General features: G+C 43.2%; 14 protein-coding genes. 4 read left to right on the forward strand and 10 right to left on the reverse strand.

Annotated elements, in window-relative coordinates; translation table 11 throughout:
- Positions 1 to 75: 75 nt before the first annotated feature.
- The 8 genes from typA to pdhA form a co-directional block, all read right to left on the reverse strand.
- Complete coding sequence (gene typA, locus C5Z25_RS01965) at positions 76 to 1914, reverse strand: translational GTPase TypA (RefSeq protein ID WP_105451117.1); 1839 nt, start codon at positions 1912 to 1914, stop codon at positions 76 to 78.
- A 190-nt stretch (positions 1915 to 2104) separates the two neighbouring features.
- Positions 2105 to 2881 (reverse strand): inositol monophosphatase family protein, encoded by a 777-nt coding sequence (locus C5Z25_RS01970; protein WP_105451118.1) that lies wholly within the window; start codon positions 2879 to 2881, stop codon positions 2105 to 2107.
- Positions 2882 to 2892: 11 nt separating this feature from the next.
- Positions 2893 to 3180 carry a UPF0223 family protein gene (locus C5Z25_RS01975; protein WP_105451119.1) on the reverse strand — a complete coding sequence of 96 codons (288 nt, stop codon included), beginning with the start codon at positions 3178 to 3180 and terminating at the stop codon, positions 2893 to 2895.
- On the reverse strand, positions 3170 to 4102 hold the full coding sequence (locus C5Z25_RS01980; RefSeq protein WP_105451120.1) for a lactate dehydrogenase: 933 nt from the start codon (positions 4100 to 4102) through the stop codon (positions 3170 to 3172). The genes C5Z25_RS01975 and C5Z25_RS01980 overlap by 11 nt, the downstream gene beginning before the upstream one ends.
- 201 nt (positions 4103 to 4303) lie before the next feature.
- Positions 4304 to 5716: a dihydrolipoyl dehydrogenase gene (gene lpdA / locus C5Z25_RS01985; RefSeq protein WP_105451121.1), complete on the reverse strand. Its 1413-nt coding sequence runs from the start codon at positions 5714 to 5716 to the stop codon at positions 4304 to 4306.
- A 7-nt stretch (positions 5717 to 5723) separates the two neighbouring features.
- Positions 5724 to 7022, reverse strand: coding sequence for a 2-oxo acid dehydrogenase subunit E2 (locus C5Z25_RS01990; protein ID WP_105451122.1), 1299 nt, complete (start codon positions 7020 to 7022; stop codon positions 5724 to 5726).
- A 56-nt stretch (positions 7023 to 7078) separates the two neighbouring features.
- Positions 7079 to 8056 (reverse strand): alpha-ketoacid dehydrogenase subunit beta, encoded by a 978-nt coding sequence (locus tag C5Z25_RS01995; protein ID WP_105448615.1) that lies wholly within the window; start codon positions 8054 to 8056, stop codon positions 7079 to 7081.
- A gap of 1 nt (position 8057) precedes the next feature.
- Complete coding sequence (gene pdhA / locus C5Z25_RS02000; protein ID WP_105448616.1) at positions 8058 to 9170, reverse strand: pyruvate dehydrogenase (acetyl-transferring) E1 component subunit alpha; 1113 nt, start codon at positions 9168 to 9170, stop codon at positions 8058 to 8060.
- Positions 9171 to 9475: 305 nt separating this feature from the next.
- Here pdhA and def point away from each other — a divergent pair, with 305 nt between their 5' ends.
- On the forward strand, positions 9476 to 10036 hold the full coding sequence (gene def / locus C5Z25_RS02005; protein WP_105451123.1) for a peptide deformylase: 561 nt from the start codon (positions 9476 to 9478) through the stop codon (positions 10034 to 10036).
- 59 nt (positions 10037 to 10095) lie between these two features.
- On the opposite strand, the gene C5Z25_RS02010 is transcribed toward def, so the two are convergent.
- Positions 10096 to 10638: a hypothetical protein gene (locus C5Z25_RS02010; RefSeq protein ID WP_234002769.1), complete on the reverse strand. Its 543-nt coding sequence runs from the start codon at positions 10636 to 10638 to the stop codon at positions 10096 to 10098.
- A 276-nt stretch (positions 10639 to 10914) separates the two neighbouring features.
- On the opposite strand from C5Z25_RS02010, the gene C5Z25_RS02015 reads away from it, so the two are divergent.
- From C5Z25_RS02015 to C5Z25_RS02025, 3 genes are all read left to right on the forward strand, one after another.
- Entirely contained in the window at positions 10915 to 11133 is a 219-nt protein-coding gene (locus C5Z25_RS02015) for a DNA-directed RNA polymerase subunit epsilon (protein WP_105448618.1), read from the forward strand.
- The gene (gene rnjA, locus C5Z25_RS02020) at positions 11130 to 12806 is read left to right on the forward strand and encodes a ribonuclease J1 (RefSeq protein WP_105448619.1); all 1677 of its coding nucleotides are present in this window, start codon (positions 11130 to 11132) and stop codon (positions 12804 to 12806) included. Before C5Z25_RS02015 ends, rnjA begins: the two co-directional genes overlap by 4 nt.
- An 82-nt stretch (positions 12807 to 12888) precedes the next feature.
- Complete coding sequence (locus C5Z25_RS02025) at positions 12889 to 13848, forward strand: diacylglycerol/lipid kinase family protein (protein ID WP_105451124.1); 960 nt, start codon at positions 12889 to 12891, stop codon at positions 13846 to 13848.
- A 49-nt stretch (positions 13849 to 13897) separates the two neighbouring features.
- Here the strand turns inward: C5Z25_RS02025 and C5Z25_RS02030 are convergent, their stop codons facing one another.
- Positions 13898 to 14101: a hypothetical protein gene (locus C5Z25_RS02030; RefSeq protein ID WP_105448621.1), complete on the reverse strand. Its 204-nt coding sequence runs from the start codon at positions 14099 to 14101 to the stop codon at positions 13898 to 13900.
- Positions 14102 to 14108 lie beyond the last annotated feature (7 nt).

Raw genomic sequence — 14108 nt, forward strand, 5'->3', positions numbered from 1 at the left:
GTTTTTATTTTTCTTAACAAAAAAAGATGGCACAACCCTTGCAGGTCATACCATCTTGATGCATCGACTGTTAATTTACTTACCAGTCTTACGTTTTTTAGCTTCTTTTTCACGCATATTCGTGTTCAAAATTTGTTTCCGTAGACGAACATGGTCTGGCGTAATTTCACAGTATTCATCACTGTTCAAGAATTCCAAAGCTTCTTCAAGCGTCAAATGGGTTGGCGTCTTGATGCTGGCAGTTTGGTCCTTATTTGATGAACGCACATTGGTCATATTTTTACCCTTTGTGATATTAACTGAAATATCATTTTCACGGCTATTTTGACCAACAATCATACCTTCATAGACATCCGTACCGGGATCGACAAAAATCGTCCCACGTTCTTCAACACCCATAGTTGCATAAGTTGTCGTCTTACCTAAGTTAATAGAAACTAAGGCACCATTCCGACGACCAGGATTCCAGTTCGTAATAACTGGCATGTATTTTGCAAACGTATGGTTCATAATCCCATAACCACGAGTTAATGAAAGGAATTCAGTTGAATAACCAATCAAACCACGTGATGGGGCTAAGAATGTCAAACGAGTCTGGTTGTTACCAGTACTTTCCATGTTCTTCATTTCAGCTTTACGTTGTGACAACGTATCGATAATCGTCCCAGTATATTCATCAGGCGTATCGATCTGAACTGATTCAAATGGTTCGCTACGTTTGCCATCAATCTCACGATAGATAACTTCTGGACGAGAAGCTTGTAATTCATAACCTTCACGCCGTAACGTTTCGATTAAGATTGACAAATGCAATTCACCACGGCCTGAGACAACCCAAGCACCAGGTTCATCAGTGTCTTCAACCCGCAATGAAACATCAGTTTCCAATTCGGACTTCAAACGAAGTTCCAATTGACGAGCGGTAACAAATTTACCTTCTTTACCAGCAAATGGTGAGTTGTTGGTCCGGAAAGTCATCTGTAAAGTTGGTTCATCAATCCGTAAGATTGGTAAAGCTTCTGGATTGTCAGAAGCAGCGACGGTTTCACCGACGTTAATATCTTCCATCCCAGAAACGGCAACTAGATCCCCAGCTTTAGCTTCATTGATTTCAAGCCGTTGTAGGCCAAAGAAACCAAAGAGCTTAGTTACTCGGAAGTTCTTCTTAGACCCATCAAGCTTCATGACTGAAACACTGTCACCAACCTTGATTTCGCCACGGAAGACCCGCCCAATCCCAACTCGGCCAACGTAGTCATTATAATCAAGTAAAGCAACTTGGAATTGTAATGATTCGTCTGAGTTGTCAATTGGTGCTGGAATGGTCTTGATAATGGTTTCAAAGATAGGCTTCATCGTATGTTCTTGCTTTTCAGGATCTGATTCGTAGCTTGAAGTCCCATTTAAAGCTGAAACATAAACGACTGGGAAGTCTAATTGTGATTCGTCAGCGCCTAATTCAATGAATAGGTCCAGAACTTCATCAACAACTTCTTCAGGACGCGCACCAGGACGGTCAATCTTATTAATCACAACGATTGGTGTCAAATGTTGTTCGAGGGCTTTTTTAAGCACAAAACGCGTTTGTGGCATCGTCCCTTCGAAAGCATCAACAACAAGTAGAACCCCATCGACCATTCGCATGATTCGTTCAACTTCACCACCGAAATCGGCATGTCCAGGGGTATCCAAAATGTTAATTTGTTTGTCGCCGTAACGTACGGCCGTGTTCTTTGAAAGGATCGTGATACCGCGTTCCTTTTCAATGGCATTAGTGTCCATCGCCCGATCGTCAATCTGGACATGTTCATCTAAGGTATCCGATTGTTTAAGCATTTCGTTAACCAAGGTTGTCTTACCGTGGTCAACGTGGGCAATAATGGCAATGTTGCGGATATCATCTCTAAATTTCAAAATTGATCTTCCTTTCATCCTTCAAAATTCATACTATCCAATTGATAGCTGAAATCTTACATATATTAATACAAACTGGCGCTACTATCAAGTTAATGATGCGCACTGACTAACTCGTAACGACGCTTTCATCTGGTTTTCATCGCTTGGCATAAAAAAAGCTGTGACGGATGGGTCACAGTCACACCGTTTACTTGACAATTGCCAAAATAGCACGCTGCGCACTTTTAGTCGCTATTAGTACAGCACCAGATGATAACATATTTACGGGCGTGCCGTCAACTTGTGTCACGCTCAAGCCGAGGGTCTCAGCCAGTACTCGACCAGCCGCAAAGTCCCACGGTCGTAGATACGACAGGTAACCGACTAGTTCCCCAGCCAAAACTTGACTGATCTGAATACCAGCACTGCCAATGATACGTGGCCCTAAACTAGTCGCCGCAATTGTCTGCATCTGATACCGATTATGAATCAGCAATGGCGCACTCGCACCAAATAATCCCGCTGACAAAGCTAAATCAAGCGGCGCTGTTAGTGTGGTGCCGTTTAAGGTTACGCCAATCGCTGGGCCACCAGCATATAATTTGGCCGCCATCACATCATAAATATAGCCTAGCGTAGGTTGCCCATCAATATACAAGCCAGCCATGATAGCAAAATGATTGCGTTGATGCACAAAATTCATGGTGCCATCAATAGGATCCACAATCCAAACATGTCCTGCTAACGTAGTCACCTGGTCACCGGCCCCCTCCTCACCTAAAATTTGGGCCCCGGGATCTAATTGCCGTAACGCTTGCACTAAAAAATGTTCGTTGCTGCGATCAACGTTGGTCACCAAATCTTTACGACTCGTTTTTTCCATGACCGTCATGGCAGTCCCCATCTTAACTAATACCTGTGAGCGTGCTTGCTGCATCACCGTTTGAACGGCCTGATTAAGTTGCTGTAAGGCTGCTACTTCCATTATAGAATCACCTAGATTCGATACTTAAAACGTCGGGTATTCGTTGCTTGAGCAGCTTGCATCGTCCGATAAATGTTTAACCCAGCTGCCGCTTCAAATTCTCGAGACAATTGTTTTTCTTCTGACTTAGCAGGTACCACCGTTTTAAACGCCTGATAAGCGGCTAATAGCTCAGCTGTTACAACCGTGGCTTCATTCGCCGCCTCAATTTGACGATAAAAGGTCGTCACTGTAATAATTTCAGCGGTGGTCCACATTTCATTTAGTGGATATTGATAGTTTTCATGTCTAGCCGTCATTTTGTTCAAACTCCCCTGCTTCAACCCGATCCAAGTCACCACGGATTTGGCTCGCAATTTCAGCATATTCTTTTTGTTCCTCATCCGACAACACCATGTCAGCCAGACGTTTAATGCCATTGGCACTAACTAGCACTGGTGACGCTAACCCCACCAATTGTTCATCGCTACCGCTTTGGACATTGGTAACAGTCCCAATAAATGGTGCTTGGTCATAGAATGCCCGTAAGACTTGCATTAATGCTAACACATTCAACGTTTGATTGGTAACGATGGCTGGATTATCAATTTGATCCAACGCCGTGCCCATGACTTCCGCACTAAAGTTCGTATCCTGGTTAGCCACATAGGTTAAAACCGGCGCCGCACCAATATATGACCGACTCCACGCAATCAATGGTGCCTGCGCCGTACCGACGACAAACGCATGCACATCATGTTGACCAACATTTAATTGGTCGCGTAATAATTGTTCTAATAATCGGCTTTGCGACAAGGTCCCTAACCCCAGTACGCGCTGATGGTCCACACCGCTAAAACGTGCCGCCAGCACGCTTAGCACCGCATCATTACTCCCGGCCAAAACTAACTTACCGTTAAACCCGTTCGCCATCGCAAGATTAACAAACGTCCGAAATAACGGTAACGTTTGCTGTAAATCGGCCTCAGGTCCGCTATCGGTCGCTAATGGTGCCAAATTACCGATAATTAAACTATCAGCTTGTGAATAATCTGGTTTGGCTTGTGCTAATAACGAAAATTTTCGACAAGCTAGACTAGCCATAATCAAAGCTTGATACCGCGGTGCGTCATCCACATCTGTGGCGACAATTAAATTCACTGGTAAATCTTTAGCAATTGCAATTAATATGAGTTGTTGTACAAATTCGAATAATCCACGAATAATAACTGAATTGTTCATGAAATCCCTCCCAACCTTCGCTAACAATTGTACCTAAGCTGTCAATGAATTCAAGTAAATGTTAACGAAATGCTTACCCTTTTGTCATCTTAGCCAGTATCATCACCGGCTACCCCGCCAATTTTGCTAAAAAACAAAAGTTTGAGCCCACCTGCGTGGCCTCAAACTTCGCTTACTCAAACTTAATTTAAGTCAATCACTTTAAATATGCGTTGGGTAACCCATCGCAACATCAGCAGCTTCTTGAACCACTTCACCCAAAGTTGGGTGTGGATGAATCGTCAAAGCTAAGTCTTCTGCATTCATCCCACCATTAACGGCGACACTCAATTCAGAAATCAAATCACTAGCGCCAGGACCAGCAATTTGGGCGCCCACAATCGTACCTTCATCCTTAGTTGTCACTAAGCGGAAGAACCCGTCCGTGGTATTCAATGAAATTGCTCGGCCATTCCCAGCGAATGGGAACTTCGAGGTTATCACACTCAAACCAGCTTTTTCAGCTTCGGCTTTAGTCATGCCAACAGTTGCAAGTTCTGGATCAGTGAAACAAACCGCTGGCACTGAAACATAGTCATTTGCCGTCTTTTTATCACTGATGGCGCCTGCCGCAACCTTACCTTCAGCAAACGCTTTGTGCGCTAAGGCTGGTCCAGCAACAATATCACCAATGGCATAAATATCTTTAGCGGTTGTTTGACCCTGTTCATCAACTGTAATCAGACCACGATCCGTTAATTTAACATCGGTATACTCTAAGCCCATGTCATCCGTATTCGGCCGCCGACCAACGGTGACCATCACATAATCAGCACGAACCGTTTGGGCTTTGCCGTCAACTTCATAAGTGACCGTCACACCGCTGTCATCCTGTTCTGAATTTTTAGCCATGGCATTAGTGACAACATCCACGCCCTTGGCTTTAAAGCTATTCAAAACTAGCTTAACCATGTCTTTTTCAAAGTTAGGTAAAATTTGGGGCGTCCCTTCAAGAATCGTCACGTGAGCGCCTAAGTTTGCATAAGCCCCCGCCAATTCCGAACCGATGTAACCGCCACCAATTACGACTAGCTCTTTAGGCACCACTGGCAAATTCAAGCCACCTGTTGAATCTACGACGCGACCATTAAACTTAAAGCCTGGAATTTCAACTGGGCGTGATCCGGTCGCAATGATTAAATGTTTGAATTTATACGTTTGACCCGTATGATCACCATTCATAACCCGTAAGGTATGGTTATCATGCATGTAGGCTTCCCCACGTACAATTTCAACCTTATGCTTTTTGAGTAACATTGCCACCCCGCCAGTTAAACGGTCGACTACTTGATGATCCTTCCAATCTTGGGTCGTCTTAAAGTCCAAAACTGGTGCTTGAATATTCTTAATGCCAAAGATTTGACTATCTTTAACTTCTTGTAGCCGGTGACCAGCGCTAATTAACGCTTTCGATGGAATACAACCCACGTTCAAACAAACGCCACCGATATATTCTTTTTCAATTACAGTAACTTTTTGACCGAGTTCAGCGGCCCGAATTGCGGCGACATAGCCCCCAGGGCCGGCACCGATGATCATTGTATCGCGTTCTTCAGCAAAATCTCCTACAACCATTCTGACCTCATCCTTCCATCAAAAGTAATTCTGGATCATGCAGCAATTGTTTCAATAAGTTCATGGCCTTTTGCGCCGTTGCGCCATCAATTAGTCGATGGTCAAAACTTAAGGACAATTTTTGCATCTTACCAACGACAATTTCACCATCATCGTTGACATAGGGTTCTTTACCAATCCGTCCAACCCCAAGGATTGCAACTTCTGGTTGGTTAATAACTGGCGTAAACCAACCACCACCAATTGATCCAATATTGCTGATGGTAATTGAAGCACCGCTCATTTCTTGCGACTTTAGCTTGCCGTCATAGGCTTTTTGCGTATTGTCAGTAATTTCCTTGGCAATGGCAAATAACCCTTTACCTTCAGCATGCTTAATATTTGGTACTAACAATCCACGGTCAGTATCCGTCGCCACACCAATATTGTAATAATGCTTGTAAACAATTTCTTTATTCGCATCATCAATTGATGCATTGAATTCTGGGAACTGTTGTAAGACTGCCACTAGCGCTTTGACAATGTATGGCAAGAACGTTAAATGAATATCACGATCTGCGGCTAAAGTCTTGTACTTCTTCCGATGAGCCATTAATTCGCTGACTTCAACTTCATCAAATAAAGTCACATGTGGCGCAGTATGTTTACTGTTGACCATGGCTTTAGAGATCGCCTTCCGAATTGGCGTCATCTTTTCACGGGTTTCTAATTCGGGAGTGTCAGAAACATAAGGTTTCACTGGTTCTGGCGCCACTGTTGGTGCGGGTGCTGCTTCTGCTGCAGCCGGTGTTGGCGCACCAGTTGCGGCTGGCGCACCGGTATAATTATCAATATCTTGTTTGGTAATTTGTCCATGGGCCCCGCTGGCAGTCACAGCGGTAATTTCAACCCCTTTATCACGGGCATATTGCCGGACAGATGGCATTGCCAAAATCCGCCGATTAGGATCAGCTGGCGCGACTGGGGCCATAGCTGGAGCAGCTTTCGCTGGTTCAGTCGCCGCTGGCGTTGGTGTGGCAACGGTTGCATTTTCAGCCGGTGCTGTAGCTGGTTCAGCATTAGTCCCAGAACCATCATCAATTTCAACAATCACATCGCCAATTTTAGCAGTTTCGCCTTCAGGGATTAAAATTTTGACAATCGTCCCATTAACTGGTGATGGTAATTCTTCAACTGATTTATCATTTTGAATTTCAACTAGAGAATCGTCTTCCTTGACTTGATCGCCAGGTTTAACGAGCCATGATGCAATTTCGCCTTCCTCAAGTCCTTCACCAAGCTCTGGTAGTTTAAACTCGTAAGCCATTGGATAACTTCCTTTCATAACAACCGTCACGGTTGCTTATCACGACCGTAAAATAATTAATAGTTTAAAATTTCACGGGTTTTTGCTTCAATGTCGTCTTCAGCTGGTAGCCAGTCATCTTCGGCTAATCCAAATGGATAAACCGTATCAGGTGCATAAACGCGACCAACAGGAGCACTTAAATAAAGGGCACCCTTTTCAGCAATTAATGAGGCCACATTGGCCGCAATCCCAGCTTGACGTTGCGCTTCTTGAATCGCAACAGCCCGCCCTGTTTTTTCAACGGACTTCAAGATGGTGGTTTCGTCTAATGGAGATAAGGTTCTTAAATCGACCACTTCAACCGAAATACCTTCTTTTTCAAGCTTCTCAGCAACTTTGAGTGACTGATTAACTTGGGCACTGTAAGCAATTAACGAAATATCAGTTCCTTCTCGAACCACGTTGGCTTTGTCCAACGGTACCGTATAGGCTTCGTCTGGAATATCGGCTTTCATTGAACGATATAGTTTCAGGTTTTCAAGGAAGAAAACCGGATCATTATTACGAATTGAGGCAATTAATAACCCTTTGGCATCATAGGGATTCGATGGTGTCACAACCCGAAGACCTGGAATTTGTGCTAAATAACCTTCTAAGGAGTCAGCGTGCATTTCGGGCGTATGGGTCCCACCACCATAAGGTGACCGAATCGTAATTGGCATGTGACGCGTGCCACCGGTCCGGAAGCGTTCACGTGACATTTGACCAGCAATTGAATCCAAGGTTTCAAAGATGAACCCTAAGAATTGAATTTCTGGAATTGGACGAAACCCTTCTAGGGCTAACCCGATTGAAAGACCACCGATTCCGGATTCAGCTAAAGGAGTATCGAAAACTCGGTCTTCACCAAATTCAGCTTGGAGGCCATCGGTTGCTCGGAAAACCCCACCGTTTTTACCAACATCTTCACCAAAAAGTAAGGTTTTTTCGTCAGACCCTAACTCTAATCGAAGTGCATCAGTAATCGCTTGAATATACGTTTTCTTTGACATGTTACTTCGACTCCTTTGCTTGATATTCCGTAATTTGTTGTTGAATGTTTTGTGGTTGTTCTTCAAAAACATTTTCCAAGAATTCGGTCATTTTTTGCTTAGGTGCATCATCCGCTTGTTTAACAGCGGCTTTAATATCAGTTTTAACTTGTTCAACATAGTCGTTTTCTAGGTCTTCTGACCAAACGCCTTGATCCGTTAAATATTTGCGATAACGAATTAATGGATCGTTGTCAAACCAAGGTTGTTCTTCTTCGTGCGTCCGATAACGTTTCGGATCATCGCCGGCATTCGTATGGGGCCCAAACCGATAAGTTAAGGTTTCAATCATGACTGGGCCATTGCCAGCTGCCGCATATTCGCGGGCAGCCTTGGTCACTTCATGAACAGCTAAGAAGTCCATCCCATCAACTTGAACACTTGGAATCCCAGCAGCAACTGCTTTTTGCGCCAAGGTTCGAGCGGCCGTTTGCTTCCGTCGTGGTACTGAAATCGCGTAACCATTGTTTTGTACAATGAAGACAGCTGGCGCTTGGAAAGCACCGGCAAAGTTCATTCCTTCATAGAAGTCTCCTTGTGACGTCCCACCATCACCGGTGTAAGTGTACGCAACTTTATCTTCGGTGCCGTTCTTTTTAATACCTAAAGCGACACCCGCAGCTTGAATATATTGTGCCCCAATAATAATTTGTGGTGGCATCGCATGCAATTCAGCTGGATATTCATTACCTAAGACGTGTCCCCGTGACCAGAGGAATGCTTTATATACTGGTAACCCATGTTGAATCAATTGTGGGATATCCCGGTAGGCTGGCATTAACACATCCGTCGACTTCATGGCTGAGTTAGTGCCCATCTCACTGGCTTCCTGACCTTCAGTTGGGGCATAAAAACCTAACCGACCTTGACGGGTTAACGCATTAGAGCGTTGGTGTAAAGTCCGTTCCCAAATCATTAGTTTTAAGAAATCAACTAATTCATCATTTGAATATTTAGCAATAATTTCTGGTTTAATCACCTTAGCTTGACCATCCATCACTTGGACTGGTTTAAAGTCTTTTCCAAGTGCATCCCGGATCGCGCTAAAATCGACAATTGGTTTTTCGTTGTCCATAAATGACACATCCCTTTCATGAACGTATGAGCCTTGAATTGATTCGCTTAGCTCATAATCGTTTTCATAATTACAAGTCTAATTTACCATTGGTTTTCAATTTTTGCAAGCCCTTTCAAAACGCTAAATAACGCCTTTTTAGCCGTTTTGGATTGTGAATTACTTCATTAGGCTTAATCCAACGATTTCAGTTTTTTTTCGAGAATCATTCTACTTTTTCATTTTTAGTTATGCTAAACTTATTTGGAAGCGTGAATTGTGAATAGCAATTCCTACCATAGAATAGTTTTTGGAGGTAATTTGGGTTGATTAAAATGAAAGATATCATTCGTGAAGGTAATGATACGCTACGGGTAGAGGCCCAACCGGTCAAATTTCCACTAAGTGCAACTGACCAGCAGTTGGCCACTGACATGATGGCTTACTTAGAAAATAGCCAAGATCCAGAATTGGCTAAAAAATATGGCTTACGCGCCGGCGTTGGGTTAGCTGCACCCCAAGTCGATGTTTCTGAACAAATGGCCGCAGTCCTAGTTCCTGGGGAAAATGATGGTGATGAACCGGTCTTTAAAGACGTTATCATTAATCCCGTGATTATTAGCCACTCCGTTCAACCAGGGGCTTTAACAGAGGGCGAAGGCTGCCTTTCCGTTGATCGTGATATCTCTGGTTACGTTGTCCGACATGATCGCATCACCCTCCGGTACTATAATATGGCCGGCGAACAAAAAAAGCTGCGGTTAAAGAATTATCCGGCGATTGTTTGTCAACATGAAATCGACCATTTACATGGTATTTTATTTTACGATCACATTGATACTAAGAATCCCTTTGGTGCCGATGACGACCTCGTCTTAATTTCATAAAAAATAATGCAAAAAATGCTCAGGACTGCGATTCAATCGCACCTGAGCATTTTTTGCACTCACAAGTCATCAGTTTTATCAATTTTAGATTGTGATGCAGTTTCGGTCGTCACGGCCTCATGATTTAATCGCCGTAAATCCTCTAAATATTCTAAAGTCGCTTCGTTCATTAAATAAGCAATATCAATGTGCAATTGACCAGCCCGTAACCAAGTATCAGTCACCCGCAAAGCGGGTTCACCGGCCTGAAAAGTAGCAAGCTGTTCATCACGAGCATAAGCCTGTAGATGATTATTTAAGATTCGTCGAATTTCCGGCAGATCAGCTCGAACCATTCCCGGTGCAGTTAAAACATATTCAAAGGCCATCACACCACGCCCCCAAACATCGGCAACCGGTGCCGAATGGACTGCCCCACTAACGGTTTGTGCCGCCGTGACACTATTTAGCTGTTGCAAGACCGTCGTCATCGCTGCATCCGCCGTTCGTTGACCTTGCAAACGAATTTTAAAAGCAGCACGTTTTAAAACCCGCCGTCGTAACACTTCATAGATTACGATAGCTAAAATTACGCCAATTAAGAGTGTTAGCCATTTGCCCATCACTGTTTCCTCACAATTCAATTGTTTATTTATTCACAATTTCAATAATAAACCCTTTTTTTAATTATTATTAGCATAGCATGTTTGCAAAAAAAAAAGACATTCCCAGCATCGTTTTTGAGGAAAATTAACATTGTATACACCTCTCCAAAATTATGCTAAAATGTAAGTTAATTGTTGTGTTTACACAACCTAGTGTGCGGATCAAACTTTTATTTTTGCTGCTATTTAGAATCTTCAATTCTAAATAAATATTTTTTATAAGGAGTTTTGTTAATGATTTACAAAATTTATTACCAAGAAAACCAAAAACGGAATCCTCAACGCGAAACCACGCAATCACTTTATCTGGAAGCGGATACTGAAGTTGCAGCTCGTGTTTTGGTCGAAGACAACACAACGTACAATATTGAGTTTATCGAACCGTTAGAAGGTAACTTCTTGGATTATGAACAAGAAAATCCAGAGTATCAACTAACGGAGTTTAATAAATGAAACGCTTAAACGTCAAAAATAACGAAACTGCCGTCTTTGCAATCGGTGGTTTGGGTGAAATTGGGAAAAACACTTATGGTGTCCAATTTCAAGATGAGATTATTCTAATCGATGCCGGCATCAAATTCCCTGAAGACGAATTACTGGGAATTGATTACGTCATTCCAGATTATTCTTATCTAGTTGCAAACCAGCAAAAAATAAAAGCATTGGTGATTACGCACGGACACGAAGATCACATTGGTGGGATTCCATTCCTACTTCAACAGATTAACGTGCCAGTTTACGCTGGGCCCCTCGCCTTAGCCTTAATCAAGGGTAAGTTAGAGGAACACGGCTTATTAAAAACCACGGAACTCCATGAAATCAATGAAGACACTGTCTTAAAATTTCGTAAAACCCGAGTTTCGTTCTTTAGAACGACCCACTCGATTCCAGATACTTTAGGGATTGCAGTTCAAACACCACCTGGTACCATTGTTGAAACTGGGGACTACAAGTTTGACCTGACACCAATTACGAACCAGCCGCCGAACTTGCAACGGATGGCACACTTAGGTGAACGAGGTGTTTTGGCATTACTATCTGATAGTACCAATGCTGAACGACCAATTTTCACTAAGTCCGAACGATGGGTCGCACAGTCGATTCGTAAAATCTTCGATCAAATCGAAGGTCGGATTATCTTTGCCACCTTCGCCTCGAATATTTCTCGAATTCAAGAAGCCGCCCAAGTTGCGCTCGAACATCATCGAAAAATCGCCGTCTTCGGTCGTAGTATGGAAGCCGCCATTGTTAATGGTCGTGAACTGGGCTACCTCGATATTCCAGATGATGCGATGGTCGATGCCAATGACATTAAGTCCCTACCGGCTAACAAAGTAATGATTTTATGTACCGGCTCACAAGGTGAACCAATGGCGGCCCTATCACGCATTGCTAATGGGACCCACCGTCAGATTTCAGTTCAACCTGGTGACACGGTCATCTTCTCGAGTTCGCCAATTCCTGGTAACACCTTAAGTGTGAACCATGTTATCAACGAACTTGAAGAAGCTGGCGCCCATGTTATCCATGGGAAAGTCAACAACATTCATACTTCCGGCCATGGTGGTCAGGAAGAACAAAAATTAATGTTGCGCCTCATGAAACCAAAATTCTTTATGCCGATTCATGGTGAATACCGGATGCTTAAGATTCACACTGAATTAGCAGAACAATGTGGGGTACCATTAGACCACAGTTTCATCCTAGAAAATGGGGATGTTTTAGCGCTCACTAAAGATTCTGCACGTGTTGCTGGCCACTTTGGTGCTGGTGATGTTTACGTGGATGGTTCTGGAATTGGCGATATCGGTAACGTTGTGTTGCGCGATCGTCAAGTGCTTTCTGAAGAAGGTCTAGTGGTCGTAGTTGCCACAATTGATTTGAACAAGAAAGAGATTCAAGCCGGACCAGACATCTTATCTCGTGGTTTTGTTTATATGCGTGAATCTGGTGACTTGATTAATGAAGCCAGACGGCATGTTTTCCGAACCATTCGTCGTAAGATGAAGAGTGATAAAGTCAGTGAAGCGACTATCCGAAATGCCATCATTGATGACCTCCAAAGCTTCTTATTTGAGAAAACAGAACGTCACCCAATGATTTTACCAATGTTAATTATGAATTAGCACCTTGCCGGAACGAACCTGTTCCGGCTTTTTGTGGTGTAAGGGTCAGTTTTAACTGATTCGATCTTTGTGAGGTGTAAATTTGATTGCTGAATACAACATTATTATTAACGAACTAGCTGGCTCTGGTCATGGTAAAACCGTTTGGGAAACTGTTAAACCAATCTTGGAACAACGTCAAATCCGTTTCGAGTATCACGTGTCCGAATATGCAGGACACACCACCTTGCTAGCCGCCCAATTTGCGAAAGATTTGCACCGGCAGCCAAATATCACCCCCATCCTGCTAGTGATTGGCGGTGATGGTTCCTTAAACGAAGCACTGAATGGCCTCATGCAGGTCCCATTAGCAGAACCCATCCCAATCGCATACCTCCCCGGTGGCTCTGGTAATGACTTTGCTCGCGGGCTCGGTATGGCAACTGATCCAGAAATTGCGCTCGCTCAAATTCTAAATAATTTACGTCCCCGACCGTTAAACATCGGTGTCTATCATGAAACGCTAAAAAATGACCACCGTTACTTTGTCAATAATGTTGGCCTAGGCTTTGATGCTCAAATCGTTGACGATACCAATCGGAGTAAACAAAAAGGCCGCTTAGGACGTTGGTCCTACTTGAGTAACGCCCTCAAAGCATACTCCCAACAGATCGGCTATCCATTAACTGTTCATGTTGGCCGGCAACGGGATACTTACCGGCATGCCTTTTTATGCACGGTTTCTAATCACCCGTACTTTGGTGGTGGCGTTAAGATTCTGCCCCAAGCGAATATCCACGATGAACAACTAGAGTTAATCGTCGTGGAAGAACCGCATTGGTGGATTATCCTGTGGCTGTTTACCCTCTTATTAATGGGTGGTCGGCATCTGAACTCACGCTTTGTCCATCATTATCGTAGTGCAAAGTTACATTTGTTAGTTAATTCCGTTGAAATTGGTCAAATGGATGGTCAGATTATCGGTAATCGAAATTACGATTTATATCTATCAACTCAATCTTATCCTTTTTGGATTGATACTAGTATTCATGATCATTATTAAAAAAGTCGGACTTACGAAAAGATGTGTTTTCGTAAGTCCGACTTTTTAATTAATCTTCAGAAGCGTTAATTGCTTCCAGAAGCATATTAAGCTGTTCACATTTTTTTGAAAGATGACTAACCCGCTCATTCAAATGTGGGTAAATCGTGACCACTCGTGAACGATCACGTTGCCGATCAGCTAATCCTTTCAAATGATCCAATTCTGTATTAGCTTCTTGGTATTCTTCCAGAATTTCAAATCTGTTACTCACCTTAAAC

The organism is Lactobacillus sp. CBA3605 (assembly GCF_002970915.1).
GTDB lineage: Bacteria > Bacillota > Bacilli > Lactobacillales > Lactobacillaceae > Lactiplantibacillus.

Coding starts and splice junctions, on each gene's coding strand:
- C5Z25_RS01970 (WP_105451118.1), bottom strand. CDS start 2,881: ATGGAAGTAGCAGCCTTACAGCAACTTAATCAGGCCGTTCAAACGGTG.
- C5Z25_RS01975 (WP_105451119.1), bottom strand. CDS start 3,180: ATGACGGCTAGACATGAAAACTATCAATATCCACTAAATGAAATGTGG.
- C5Z25_RS01980 (WP_105451120.1), bottom strand. CDS start 4,102: ATGAACAATTCAGTTATTATTCGTGGATTATTCGAATTTGTACAACAA.
- lpdA (WP_105451121.1), bottom strand. CDS start 5,716: ATGGTTGTAGGAGATTTTGCTGAAGAACGCGATACAATGATCATCGGT.
- C5Z25_RS01990 (WP_105451122.1), bottom strand. CDS start 7,022: ATGGCTTACGAGTTTAAACTACCAGAGCTTGGTGAAGGACTTGAGGAA.
- C5Z25_RS01995 (WP_105448615.1), bottom strand. CDS start 8,056: ATGTCAAAGAAAACGTATATTCAAGCGATTACTGATGCACTTCGATTA.
- pdhA (WP_105448616.1), bottom strand. CDS start 9,170: ATGGACAACGAAAAACCAATTGTCGATTTTAGCGCGATCCGGGATGCA.
- C5Z25_RS02010 (WP_234002769.1), bottom strand. CDS start 10,638: ATGGGCAAATGGCTAACACTCTTAATTGGCGTAATTTTAGCTATCGTA.
- C5Z25_RS02015 (WP_105448618.1), top strand. CDS start 10,915: ATGATTTACAAAATTTATTACCAAGAAAACCAAAAACGGAATCCTCAA.
- rnjA (WP_105448619.1), top strand. CDS start 11,130: ATGAAACGCTTAAACGTCAAAAATAACGAAACTGCCGTCTTTGCAATC.